Genomic DNA, 11,820 nt, shown 5'->3' on the forward strand with positions numbered 1-11,820 from the left:
GTCCACGGCGGCGCGACGCCGGGCGCGGCGAGGTTGCGAAGGTGTGTCGATGCGCCGACCCGGACGCGTCGATGGTCCAGAGTGTGCGCCGTGACATCCGCCGTCCCGTCCTCCGTCGCGTCGTGAGCGGGACGCCGAACACCGTTCCGGCGCGGGTGGAGCTCCTCCGGGCCCGTGCCGTGCTGCTCGTCGCCGTGCTGGTGCTGGTCGCGGCCGGGGCGGCGGCGATCGTGACGTCGCGGCCACCCGCACCCGCGGCCGCCGACGTCCCGCCGTCGGCGTTCAGCTCGGCCCGCGCGACGGGGACCGTCGCAGCGCTGGCGGACCGGCCGCGCCCGATCGGCAGTGCCGCATCGGACCGCGCCCGCGACGGCCTGGCCGTCCGCCTGCGCGCGATGGGTCTGCAGACGTCGACGACGCCGTCGGTGGGGACGTTCGCCGGTGACGGCGTGCAGTCGGTCGGCGTGGTGGACAACGTCGTCGCGACCCGGCGGGGGAGCGCCCCGACCGGCGCCGTCGTGCTGATGGCCCACTACGACTCCGTGCCGGCCGGGCCCGGCGCCGCCGACGACGCGTCCGGGGTGGCCGCGATCCTGGAGACGGTGCGGGCCCTGTCGACCGGCCCGGCGCTGCGCAACGACCTGGTCGTCCTGCTCACCGACGGCGAGGAGTCCGGCCTGCTCGGAGCCCGGGCCTTCACCCGCGCCGATCCGCTGCGGGGGCGCCCGGCCGTCGTCCTGAACTGGGAGGCGCGCGGATCGGGTGGTCCGGCCCTGCTGTTCCAGACCTCGCCCGGCAACGCCCGGCTGATCGACGCCTACCGCGCCGTCCAGCACCCCGCCGGCCACTCCGCGCTGGCCGCGGCCTACGCGCTGCTGCCCAACGACACCGACCTCAGCCCGTTCCTGGCCGCCGGCCGCCCGGGTCTGAACAGCGCGTTCGTCGAGCGCGCGAGCCGCTACCACACCCCCGGCGACACCCCGGCCAACCTCGATCCGGCCTCGGCGCAGCAGCAGGGCACGTCGATGCTGGCGCTGACGCAGGTGCTCGGCGCGGCCGATCTGGCCCCGTTCGACCCGGCGGTCAGCGGTGCGCCGCCGTCCGGGGACGTCACCTACGCCGCGGTGTTCGGACACCTGTGGGTCTACCCGGACGGCTACGTCCTGCCGCTGGCGGCGCTGGCCGCGCTCGCCGTCGTCGGGGCGGGCGTGGCGACGCTGCGCCGACGGCTCGTCACCCCCGGGCGGTGCGCCGGGGCGCTGGCGTCCTGGCCGGTGGTCGTCGGCGTGGCGGCACTGCTCGGGGAGGGTGCGTGGCGGGTGCTGGCGTGGTCGCGGTCGGGTTATGCGAACAGCGCCGGCGTCGTGCACCGTCCGGAGCTGACGCAGGTCGGGGTCCTGCTGCTCGGCCTGCTCGCGCTGCTGCTGTGGGGCGTGCTGCTGCGACGCCGGCTCGGGGCCGCCGCGATGGGACTCGCCGCGACGGCGTGGCTCGCGGTGCTCGGGATCGTCACCGCCGTGCTGGTGCCCGGGGCGTCGTTCCTGTTCGCGCTGCCCGCGCTGGGTGCGGCGCTCGGGATCGGCGTCGCCGTGTTCGTCCCGCCCCTGTGGCGGCCGCTGCCGGTGGCCGTCGGCGGGCTCGCGACCGCCGTGCTGCTGGTGCCGTTCTCCGTTGCGCTGTTCGACGCCGCCGGGCTGGCCGGGTCGGCGTTGCCGGCCCTGTGCGTGGTCCTGGCGCTGGCGCCCCTGGCTGCGCTCGTCGCCGGGCGGCGGCTGCCCACGCGCGTCCCGGTGGCGGTGCTGGTCGCGGCCGTCGGGCTGGGGGCGCTCGGGGTCCTCGTCGACCGCCCGGACGCGGCGCACCCGGACCGTGCCGATCTCGCCTACCTGCACGACACCGACTCCGGCACCGCGCGCTGGGTCAGCCGCGACCCCGTCCCGGCGCCGTGGACCGCCCGCTACGTCACCGGCGAGCCGACCGCGCCGGGCCGTGACCTGCCGTGGCCGGCGGACACGCCGATCCGGACCGGGCCCGCGCCCGTCGTCGGGCTGCCGGCGCCCGCGGCGGTCGCCCGTCGCCTGCCCGGCGGGGCCGTCGAGCTGCGCGTGGGGTCGCGGCGCGGCGCGGACGTCCTCGGCGTGCGGGCCGACACCGGGGGCGTGACGTCGGTCGAGGTCACCTACGTCGGACGACGGCCGGTCGTGCTGCCGGTGCAGGGACGTCTGAACCTGCGGCTGTTCGCGGTGCCGCGCGGGGGAGCGCGGATCGTCCTGCGCACGGACTCACCGGCGCCGCAGCGGCTCGTCGTCCGCGACCAGACGACCGGACTGTCCGGGATCTCCGGCTGGACCCCGCGCCCGCCCGAGCTGGAACGCTCGCCGACCCGGGACGGCGACACCGTCGTGATCACGCGCTCGGTGACCGGCTGAGGGCGCCGCACGGCCCGATCCGCACCGGGGCGGGTGACCTACGTCGGGACCGAGACCAGGATCCGGACGGCCTCGGCGACGGCGGCCCGGCGGGCGACCCGCACGGCCGTCTCGATCGGGCGCAGGGCCTCGCTGCGGGCGTCGGCCGCCGAGGCCGACAGCGCGCCGTACTCTCCCCGCCCCGTCGGCTCCGCCTCCTGCCACCCCCCGAGCTCGTCGCCGGCCGCGGCGGCGAGGATCGCGTCCACCTCGTCGGCCTGCTGCAGCACGCGCAGGGCCCGCGGCGGCATCCCCGCCGGCCAGAGCGACCTCGGCCGCGAGCGCAGCGCGGCGGCGATCTCCTCGCGCACGCCCGGACGGTGCCGGGCGACCCCGAGATCGGTCAGCACCGACGCCGACGTCCGCACCTGCTCGCGCAGGTCGGCCTCGGCCTGGTTCAGAGCGACGTACTCCGGCACCGGGCCCGGGTCGGGTACGCGGTAGACGGTCCAGCGCACGACGCCGTCGGCGATGTCGCTGGGCACGACGCCGAACCCGGCCTCGGGGAACAGGATGCCCTCGCCCGCGGCCGTCGCCTCCCGGCTGAACGGACCGGGGCCGGGCAGGCCGCGCACGTCGCCGGGCGCGGGCAGTACCAGCCGTGCCTGTCCGCGCGGGGTGATCCGGCGCAGCGCGGCGAGCAGCATGGTGATCGACGTCGGCGCGGAGCCGGGGCCCGGGACACCGGTCCACTCGGCGGTGTCGGCGTCGGTGGCGAGCACGTCGTGTGCCTGCGACCAGGGCGCCAGCGAGTCCAGGACGTCGTCGGGTGCGGCGGCCCCGGCGAGCCACGCCGAGGCCCACACCGCCAGGGTGGCAGAGGCGCGAGGCACGGACGCCAGGCTAACCACCGGACACCCGGGGTGCGCGAGCGCCGTGCGGGTGATCGTGATCGCCTCCGGTGTGCGCACGGTGTCGCCGCAGCTCATGGGGCACACCGCCGTTCGATGACGGGTTGCGCCGCCCGCGTGGACTCCGGCCGCGGGCGCGTGTCGTGCCCGGGCGCCGCGCCGGTCCGCGGCGATACTGCCCGGCGTGAGCACGCGACCGCCGTCCCGCACCCACGACTACCGGGGCGCGTTCGACGCCGCCGGCACCCGCACGCAGACCCGCCGGGAGATCCCGCAGGTCCCCGCGGAGCGCGGCCTGGTCGTGGAGGACCCGGCCAGCGGATTCTGCGGGGCCGTCGTCGCGATCGACTCCCGCGAGGTCACGCTCGAGGACCGCCACGGCGGACGACGGGTCTTCCCGCTCCGCCCGGCCGCGTTCCTGTTCGAGGGGCAGCCGGCGACCCTGGTGAAGCCGGCCCCGGGTGCCCCCGCGGGACGGGCGCTGTCCGCGTCCGGCTCGGTGCACGTCGCGAACCTCAAGGCCCGTACTGCCCGGGCCGCCCGGATCTGGGTGGAGGGCCTGCACGACGCCGAGCTCGTCGAGCGGGTGTGGGGCCACGACCTGCGCGTCGAGGGCATCGTCGTCGAGCCGCTGCACGGCGTCGACGACCTGGCCGCGGCCGTGCGCGAGTTCTCACCCGGCCCGAAGCGCAAGCTCGGCATCCTCGTCGACCACCTCGTCGACGGGTCGAAGGAGACCCGCCAGGCCCGTGAGGCGACGGCCGTCGCCGGTGAGCACGTGCTGGTCACCGGCCACCCCTACGTCGACGTGTGGGAGGCCGTGAAGCCCGAGGTCGTCGGCATCCGGGCCTGGCCGCGGATCCCGCGCGGCACGGACTGGAAGACCGGCGTCTGCACGGCGCTGGGCTGGGGCGAACCGGCCGACGGTGCCCGTCGCGTTCTCGGCGCGGTACGCAGTTTCCGGGACCTGGAAACGCCGTTGATCGGCGCCGTCGAGCAGCTCATCGACCATGTGACACAAGCCGCCGAGTGACGTGTGGAATAACGATCCGGGCAAGGGAAATCGCTGATCGGGGACCCTCCCGATCGACTTCTGGCATCCTGGACATATGACCCCGGCATTGATCTGGCTACTCGCAGGAGTGGTGCTGATCGGTGCCGAGGCGGTGTCCGGAGAACTGTTCCTGCTGATGCTCGGCGGCGGAGCGATCGCCGCGGCCGGCGGCGTCGCGCTGGGTCTGGGCTTCTTCGGCGCGGCGGTGGTGTTCGCCGTGGTGTCGGTGGCGCTGCTGCTGGCCGTGCGCCCGATCGTCCGCCGCCGCCTCGAGTCGTCCATGACTCCGTTGGAGACCCATCACGGCACCATGGTCGGCCGCGACGCCGAGGTGGTGCACCGCGTCGACGGCGAGACCGGGCGCGTCAAGATCGCCGGTGAGCTGTGGTCGGCCCGCTCCAAGGACGGCCACGAGGTGATCGAGGAGGGCTCCATCGCCACCGTGCTGGAGGTGTCCGGCGCGATCGCGCTGGTCACCGGGCGCGGGGAGCTTCCCGGACCCGACGACCGGGACCTGGCCTCCTAGACAACTCCACACCTGGCCCCCTCGCGGGGCCGTGTACGACGTGACCCCGTCCGGGGTCGCGGACAGACCGGCCCACGCGGGCCGGGGACGTGAGCGCCGGCCCTGCCGGTGCGACATCGAGTACGGGGGAGGGCCGGATGGAACCGGGAACGTTGATCTTCGTTGTGATCCTGCTGGTACTGGTGATCACGGTGGTCGTGAAGTCGATCGTGATCGTGCCGCAGGAATGGGCCTACATCATCGAGCGGCTGGGAAAGTACAAGGGCACCCGCGAGGGCGGCCCCGCGATTCTCATCCCGTTCGTCGACCGCACGCGTGAGCGGGTGGATCTGCGTGAGCAGGTCGTCTCGTTCCCGCCGCAGCCGGTGATCACCCAGGACAACCTGACCGTCAACATCGACACCGTCGTGTACTTCAAGGTGCACGACGCCAAGTCCGCGGTCTACGAGATCGCGAACTACATCGCCGGCGTCGAGCAGATCACCACCACGACGCTGCGGAACGTGGTCGGCGGCATGACGCTGGAGCAGACCCTGACCTCGCGGGACCGGATCAACACGGTCCTGCGCGGCGAGCTCGACGAGGCCACCGGACGCTGGGGCATCCGCGTCGGCCGGGTCGAGATCAAGGCGATCGACCCGCCCGCGTCCATCCAGGAGTCGATGGAGCGGCAGATGAAGGCCGACCGCGAGAAGCGGGCCATGATCCTGAACGCCGAGGGTCAGCGGGAGTCGGCGATCCGCAGCGCCGAGGGCCAGAAGCAGTCGCAGATCCTCACCGCGGAGGGCGCCAAGCAGGCGGCGATCCTCAACGCCGAGGCCGAGCGCCAGTCGGAGATCCTGCGGGCGCAGGGTCGCCGTGCCGCCCAGTACCTCGAGGCACAGGGTGAGGCCAAGGCGATCGAGAAGACGTTCGCGGCCATCAAGAGGGGCAAGCCCACCCCGGAGCTGCTCGCCTACCAGTACCTGCAGACCCTGCCCGAGATGGCCAAGGGCGAGGCGAACAAGGTCTGGATGGTCCCCAGCGACTTCGGCAAGGCCCTCGAGGGCTTCACGAAGATGCTCGGGGCGCCCGGCGAGGACGGCGTGTTCCGCTACGAGCCCAGCCGGACCGACGGCGACATCACCCCGGAGAACGACGACGAGGCCGTCAAGGACTGGTTCGACGTCTCCACCGACCCGGAGATCGCCCGCCAGGTCGCCGAGGCCACGAAGGCCGCGCAGAAGGAGGTGCCGCCGGTGGGGTCCGACGTGCCGCCGATCCCGCGCGCGACCACCGAGGAGACGCTGAGCATCGAGACCGGCAACACCAACGGTCAGGCCTGACCACACCACAGCGGTCGGCACCCTCGTCGGAACCTTTCCGACGAGGGTGCCGTTCGTTCCGGGGTGGACCCGCGGCGGGAGCTCAGGCCAGGACGAAGCCGAACGGGAGCTCCAGGCGGTGCCGGGCCAGGAGGTCCGCGTCGGCCAGCAGATCGCGGGTGGGGCCGTCCGCGGCGACCACCCCGCCGTCGAGGACCACGCTGCGCGGGCACAGCTGCAGGGCGTAGGGCAGGTCGTGGGTGACCATCAGCATCGTCCGGTCGAGTCCGAGCAGGACCTCGGCCAGCTCGCGGCGGGCCACCGGGTCCAGGTTGGACGACGGCTCGTCGAGCACCAGGATCTCCGGGTCGCACGCGAGCACCGTGGCCAGGGCGACCCGGCGGCGCTGCCCGCCGGACAGGTGCAGCGGCGACCGGTCGGTGTGCTCGGCCATCCCGACGGCGTCGAGGGCCTGGTGCACCCGGGCGGTCAGCTCGGCGCCGCGCAGCCCGAAGTTCGCCGGCCCGAACGCGACGTCCTCGCCGACGGTCGGCATGAACAGCTGGTCGTCCGGGTCCTGGAACACGATCCCGACCCGGCGCCGGATCTCCTGCAGATGGGGCTTCGCCACGTCCAGCCCGCCGACCGAGACCGTCCCCTCGGCCCGGCCCGAGTCCCGCCCGCCGAGGATGCCGTTGAGGTGCAGCACCAGCGTCGTCTTGCCGGCGCCGTTGGGCCCGAGCAGGGCGACCCGCTCGCCGGGGGCGATGGAGAGGTTCACGCCGTAGAGCGCCTGGTGCCCGTCCGGGTAGGCGAAGGCCAGGTCGTGCACGTGCAGGGAGGGCGTGCTCACGTCAGGACCCATCCGGTCCCGGCCAGTGCGACGGCGACGACGACGGCCGAGAGCCCCGCCACCCACTGTCGCGTGGTGGTGGGCGCGTCGGCCATCGGCGGCATCGCCCCGGTCCAGCCGCGGGAGAGCATCGCCAGGTGCACGCGCTCGCCGCGTTCGTAGGACCGCACGAACAGCGCCCCGACGCCGCGGGCGGTCGCGGCGGCCTGCCAGAGGAAACGGGGGTCGTGCCCACGGGAGACCCGGGACAGGCGCATCCGTCGCGCCTCGCCGGTGATGACGTCGGCGTAGCGCAGCATCAGGGTCGCGATCGTGGTGACCAGAGCCGGGGCGTGCAGGCGTTGCAGGCCCAGGAGCAGGTCCCGCATCGGCGTGGTGGCGGCCAGCGTGAGCGAGGTCAGGACGCCGAGCGTGCCCTTGACCAGGATGTTCCACGCCCCGAGCAGGCCGGGCTCCGACAGGGTCAGGCCCCACCACTCGACCGACGGCGCCGGGCCGGTGAAGGGCAGCAGCACCGCCAGGACGACGAACGGTGCCTCGATCACCGACCGCCGCAGGATCCAGCCGAGCGGGATCCGGGCCGCCGTCCAGACGCCGCAGAGCAGCACGGCGAACCCGGCGAACACCGCGAAGGCCTCCCTCGGGGTGGCGACGACGCACACCACCACCAGGAACGCCGTGACGATCTTGACCTCCGGCGGGAGCCGGTGCACCGGGGAGTCCCGGTCGAGGTGGAGCGGATGCGAGTGCCCTGCGCCCACGCCCGGCTCAGCCGTCCCGCCGGCGCCCGCGCAGGAGCTGGAAGACCCCGCCGGCCAGCACCACGGTCACCAGCACGCCGACCACCCCGGCCACCCCGTTCGTGCCCTCGGCCCCGCCCACGGTGTAGCCCGCGAACGGGCCGGACTCCGCCGGGTGCGACGCCTCGTTCTGGGCGATACAGGTGCCCTGCAGCTGCTCCTCGCCGCCGACCTCGACCGTCTGGCACCCGTTGAGAGCGACCGAGTCGAGACCGTCCGGGTCGCCGCTGGCGAGGTAGGAGATCCCGCCGGCGACGACGAGCGCCACGAGGAGGAAGCCCAGGAAGAACGCGAGCGGCCGGCGGGACCGCGTGGACCGGTTCACGCCACACCCCCGCCGGCCTCGACGCCGGAACGCCGGGCCAGGGCCGAGCCGGGAGCCCCGCGCAGCAGGTACACCAGGTCCGGCCGGATCGCCGCGACCGCGCCGACGGTGGCCGCGGTGATCACGCCCTCGCCGATCCCGATCAGCGCGTGGAGCCCGACCATCAGGACCAACACCGTCCCCAGCGACGCCCCGCCCGCCCCGCCGATCGCGTACTCGAGCACGAAGCCCAGCGACGCGACGACGGTGTTGAGGAACGCCGCGACGAACGCCGTCACGATCAGGCCGCCGCGCGAGCGGACGGCGAGGCGGCGCAGCGCGAGCGCGACCAGGAACCCGGTGAACACGCCGATCACGGCCATGTTGGTGATGTTCATGCCGAGAGCGGTCAGGCCGCCGTCGGCGAAGAGCAGGCATTGCACGACCAGCACGATCGCGATGCAGATCATGCCGACCCAGGGGCCGACCAGGATCGCGACGAGCGCGCCGCCGAGCAGGTGGCCGCTGGCGCCGGGCAGGATCGGAAAGTTGATCATCTGGACCGCGAACACGAACGCGGTGACCAGCCCGGCCATCGGTGCGGTGCGGTCGTCCAGGTCGGCGCGGGCCCGCGTCACCGCGATCGCGAGGGCGATCAGGGCCACGGCTCCGAACAGCAGCGACGTCGTGCCGTTCACCAGCCCGTCACTCATGTGCATCGCGACGGCGTGCGTCCGCATCGCGACCTCCTCGGCGCCCGGGTCACCGGCTCGTCCGGGTGACAGGGGTATTCAACGCGCCGGGATGGCTGCGGCCAAGAGGTGGCAGGAGGCGAAGACGTGCGAAAACGGACGAACCGGGTGCGGAACCCGCCGAACGGGCAGGTCCTGCCCGGTCACCCGGCCCGGTCGGCGGTCTCCTTCTCGTCGCGGCGGGCCGCGAACTGGGAGACGCTGAACAGGGCCTTGCGCCGGGCCCGGCCCAGTGGCGCGGCCACGCGACCGACCGTCACGTCCAGGCTGCGCACGTCGAACGCCCCGGACGAGCCGAGCTCCTCGATCAGCGCGCGCTGCTCGTCGTAGATCGCCTGCTCGTTCTCCGCGGAGACCGAGCCGCGCTGGATCCGGAACGCGGCGAGGGTCTCCGGCAGGCCGAGGAACTCGCCGTACTGCAGCAGCCGCATCCAGCAGTCGAGGTCCATGATGAAGCGGCGGTCGCTGCGCCAGCCGCCCGCGGTGACGAACTGCTCGATCCGGAACAGCACGTTGCCCGGCTCGCCGATCGGGTTCGCCCCGTTGCGGATCACCCGGCGGGCGACCTCGCTGCCGCTGTGCGTACCGACCAGGCCACCACCCAGACCGCGACGGGGCACGATCACCCGGCTCTGCTCGTCGATCATGTGCCGGCGCGACGCGACCAGGGCCAGCGACGGGTCGTCGCGCATCGGCGGGACCTGCAGCTCCAGGCAGCGGGGGTGCAGCAGGTCGTCCGCGCACAGCAGCTTGACCAGGGGTGCGCGGCACAGCTGGACGGCGCGGTTCCAGTTGTCCGGCTGGGACAACGTCTCCCGATTGCGCTCGACGCGGATCCGCGGGTCCGGGAACGAGCGCGCGATCTCGTCGCTGCGGTCGCTGCTGGCGTTCTCCAGAATGACGAGCTCGAAATCCCGGAACGTCTGCTCGAGAACACTGCGGATGGTCTCGGCGAGGAAGGCCTCACCGTTGTAGACCGGAATGCAGATCGAGACGCTGGGCTGGAAACCGCCGGGCCGCATGGGCACCTCACGCTGGTCGAGGACGGGGGACGGGCAACCGCCGACGCTACCGCGCCGGTGAACGCGTCCCCCCGTCGCCTTCGGGGGGTCCACCGTCGCCACCGCGCCGATCAGTACAGTGCGGAAGGACAGGAGCGACTCCGACGCGCCGTTGGGCCGGGTTCGTTGCTCCGAATGGCGTAGGTACTCTGCGGTACAGGTCACGTAACGCGAGCGGCGCCCCGAGAGATACAGCAGACGTCGGCATCTGTGACGTCCGGCGATCCCGGAGACGTCTCGACCGATGCGATGAGAACACCCGCAACTGCGCGCCCAGACCGATCGATCGGGGGAGACCGGTGAACCAGCGCCCTGCCCGCACGACACGACCATCCCGACCCAGGGTCTCGGTGATCGTTCCGACACGGAACGAGGCCAGGAACCTGGAGGTCGTCCTGCCGGCCGTGGCCGCGGTACGGCCCGCCGTGCACGAGGTGATCGTCGTCGACGGCAACTCGAAGGACGGCACCGTGGACACCGCCCGCCGGGTCCTGCCCGACGTGCGGATCGTGATGCAGACCCGCAAGGGCAAGGGAAACGCGATGGCCTGCGGTTTCGCCGCGGCCACCGGTGACGTCGTCGTCATGTTCGACGCCGACGGCTCGGCCGACCCGGCCGAGATCCCCGCGTTCGTCCAGGCGCTGATCGACGGCGCCGACTTCGCCAAGGGCAGTCGTTTCGTCCGGGGGGGCGGCAGCGACGACATCACCCTGCTGCGCAAGGGCGGGAACTACGGGCTCAACGGCGTGGCCAACGCGCTGTTCGGGACCCGGTACACCGACCTCTGCTACGGGTACAACGCCTTCTGGTCCGACGTCCTGCCGCTGCTCGACCTCCCCGAGGTCGACCTGCCGCCGCGTGCGGACGGCACGATGCACTGGGGCGACGGCTTCGAGATCGAGACCGTGCTGAACTGCCGGGTGGCCGCGGCCGGGCTCGCGATCACCGAGGTGCCCTCGATGGAGCGCGAGCGGATGTTCGGTCAGACGAACCTGCGCACCTTCGCCGACGGCACGCGCGTGCTGCGGACGCTGGCCTCGGAGCGCAAGCGCGCCAACCGGACCGCGATGCCGGTCCCGCCCGCGGCGTCCCCGTCGACGCCGGCGCCGACCGCGGTGCCGCAGGCGGAGGCCTCCGCACCGGTGAACGGCCGTCGTTACGTCGAGCCGCCGACGGTGCAGACCACTCTGCCTTCCACCGCGTCGGTCCCGCCGGTCGCCCACGAGGGCAACGGTGCGCGGCCGATGACGCCCTCGCCGACCCCGCGGGCGCACCGTCCGCAGGAGAACGGCCACCGTCCGACCGGGACCGACGGGGCCGCCCGATCGGACGCCGTCGGCGTGCGGTACGCATGGGGTGAAGAGGCGTCCTGACGCCCGAGTAGTACTCCGGGGAGCGGAACACCGTTCCGCGCCCCGGCCGTCGTGGAGAAGGGGAGTCCCGCGGTGAGCATGCCGTCGTCGGCCGAGCTGACACGAGCCCGCACGGCCCGTCGCGGGGTCGCCATCGCCCTGGTGGTCGCCGGGGTGCTGGCCTGCGCCCTGAACCTGATCGGGTCGACCGGCGGTGTGATCGGCGACGTGCGCCTGTTGCTGACCATCGCGTTCCTGCTGCTGGGCCCCGGCTGGGCCGCCGCGGGGTTCCTCCGCCGTGCTCCCGCCGCGCACGTCTGGCTGCTCACGGTCGGCGTCGGCGTCGCGAGCACGCTGCTGGTCGCGCAGATCATGGTCAGCTTCGGTGCCTGGTACCCGAGCGTCGCCCTGTTCGTGATGACGCTGATCAGCGTCCCGTTCCTGCTGCGGCACGCGGTGGTCGCCCAGTGAGGGCTGCCCCGGCGGCGGTGGCCC

12 protein-coding genes are annotated in these 11,820 nt (G+C 73.7%); 6 read left to right on the top strand and 6 right to left on the bottom strand.

All coding sequences use genetic code 11. The annotated features are described in order from the left end of the window. Nucleotides 1-122 precede the first annotated feature (122 nt). Entirely contained in the window at nucleotides 123-2,429 is a 2,307-nt protein-coding gene (locus EV383_RS15850) for a M20/M25/M40 family metallo-hydrolase (RefSeq protein ID WP_165438366.1), read from the top strand. A gap of 38 nt (nucleotides 2,430-2,467) precedes the next feature. On the opposite strand, the gene EV383_RS15855 is transcribed toward EV383_RS15850, so the two are convergent. Beyond that, nucleotides 2,468-3,301 carry a hypothetical protein gene (locus EV383_RS15855; protein WP_130290631.1) on the bottom strand — a complete coding sequence of 278 codons (834 nt, stop codon included), beginning with the start codon at nucleotides 3,299-3,301 and terminating at the stop codon, nucleotides 2,468-2,470. Nucleotides 3,302-3,503: 202 nt separating this feature from the next. Between EV383_RS15855 and EV383_RS15860 the strand changes: the two genes are divergently transcribed. The 3 genes from EV383_RS15860 to EV383_RS15870 all read left to right on the top strand — a co-directional run bounded on the left by EV383_RS15860 (nucleotide 3,504) and on the right by EV383_RS15870 (nucleotide 6,224). Next, nucleotides 3,504-4,352 (top strand): DUF3097 domain-containing protein, encoded by an 849-nt coding sequence (locus EV383_RS15860; RefSeq protein WP_130290632.1) that lies wholly within the window; start codon nucleotides 3,504-3,506, stop codon nucleotides 4,350-4,352. 76 nt (nucleotides 4,353-4,428) lie between these two features. Beyond that, complete coding sequence (locus EV383_RS15865) at nucleotides 4,429-4,899, top strand: NfeD family protein (protein WP_130290633.1); 471 nt, start codon at nucleotides 4,429-4,431, stop codon at nucleotides 4,897-4,899. A 137-nt stretch (nucleotides 4,900-5,036) separates the two neighbouring features. Next, entirely contained in the window at nucleotides 5,037-6,224 is a 1,188-nt protein-coding gene (locus EV383_RS15870; protein ID WP_130290634.1) for an SPFH domain-containing protein, read from the top strand. Between the two features lie 82 nt (nucleotides 6,225-6,306). On the opposite strand, the gene EV383_RS15875 is transcribed toward EV383_RS15870, so the two are convergent. The 5 genes from EV383_RS15875 to EV383_RS15895 form a co-directional block, all read right to left on the bottom strand. Continuing rightward, nucleotides 6,307-7,068, bottom strand: a complete 762-nt coding sequence (locus EV383_RS15875; protein ID WP_130290635.1) for an energy-coupling factor ABC transporter ATP-binding protein — start codon at nucleotides 7,066-7,068, stop codon at nucleotides 6,307-6,309. Continuing rightward, on the bottom strand, nucleotides 7,053-7,817 hold the full coding sequence (gene cbiQ / locus EV383_RS15880) for a cobalt ECF transporter T component CbiQ (protein WP_130290636.1): 765 nt from the start codon (nucleotides 7,815-7,817) through the stop codon (nucleotides 7,053-7,055). The genes EV383_RS15875 and cbiQ overlap by 16 nt, the downstream gene beginning before the upstream one ends. A 7-nt stretch (nucleotides 7,818-7,824) precedes the next feature. Then, entirely contained in the window at nucleotides 7,825-8,181 is a 357-nt protein-coding gene (locus EV383_RS15885) for a PDGLE domain-containing protein (RefSeq protein ID WP_130290637.1), read from the bottom strand. After that, entirely contained in the window at nucleotides 8,178-8,900 is a 723-nt protein-coding gene (locus EV383_RS15890; protein ID WP_207223542.1) for an energy-coupling factor ABC transporter permease, read from the bottom strand. The genes EV383_RS15885 and EV383_RS15890 overlap by 4 nt, the downstream gene beginning before the upstream one ends. Before the next feature lie 155 nt (nucleotides 8,901-9,055). Continuing rightward, entirely contained in the window at nucleotides 9,056-9,934 is an 879-nt protein-coding gene (locus EV383_RS15895) for a glycosyltransferase (protein ID WP_130290638.1), read from the bottom strand. A 389-nt stretch (nucleotides 9,935-10,323) separates the two neighbouring features. Between EV383_RS15895 and EV383_RS15900 the strand changes: the two genes are divergently transcribed. Further along, a complete protein-coding gene (locus tag EV383_RS15900; protein WP_130290639.1) occupies nucleotides 10,324-11,346 on the top strand; it encodes a glycosyltransferase family 2 protein in 1,023 nt (340 codons plus the stop codon). Between the two features lie 72 nt (nucleotides 11,347-11,418). Beyond that, entirely contained in the window at nucleotides 11,419-11,796 is a 378-nt protein-coding gene (locus tag EV383_RS15905; protein ID WP_130290640.1) for a hypothetical protein, read from the top strand. The last annotated feature ends 24 nt before the right edge of the window (nucleotides 11,797-11,820 follow it).

Origin of the sequence: Pseudonocardia sediminis, from assembly GCF_004217185.1 — a bacterium.
In the GTDB taxonomy this organism is placed as follows: domain Bacteria; phylum Actinomycetota; class Actinomycetes; order Mycobacteriales; family Pseudonocardiaceae; genus Pseudonocardia; species Pseudonocardia sediminis.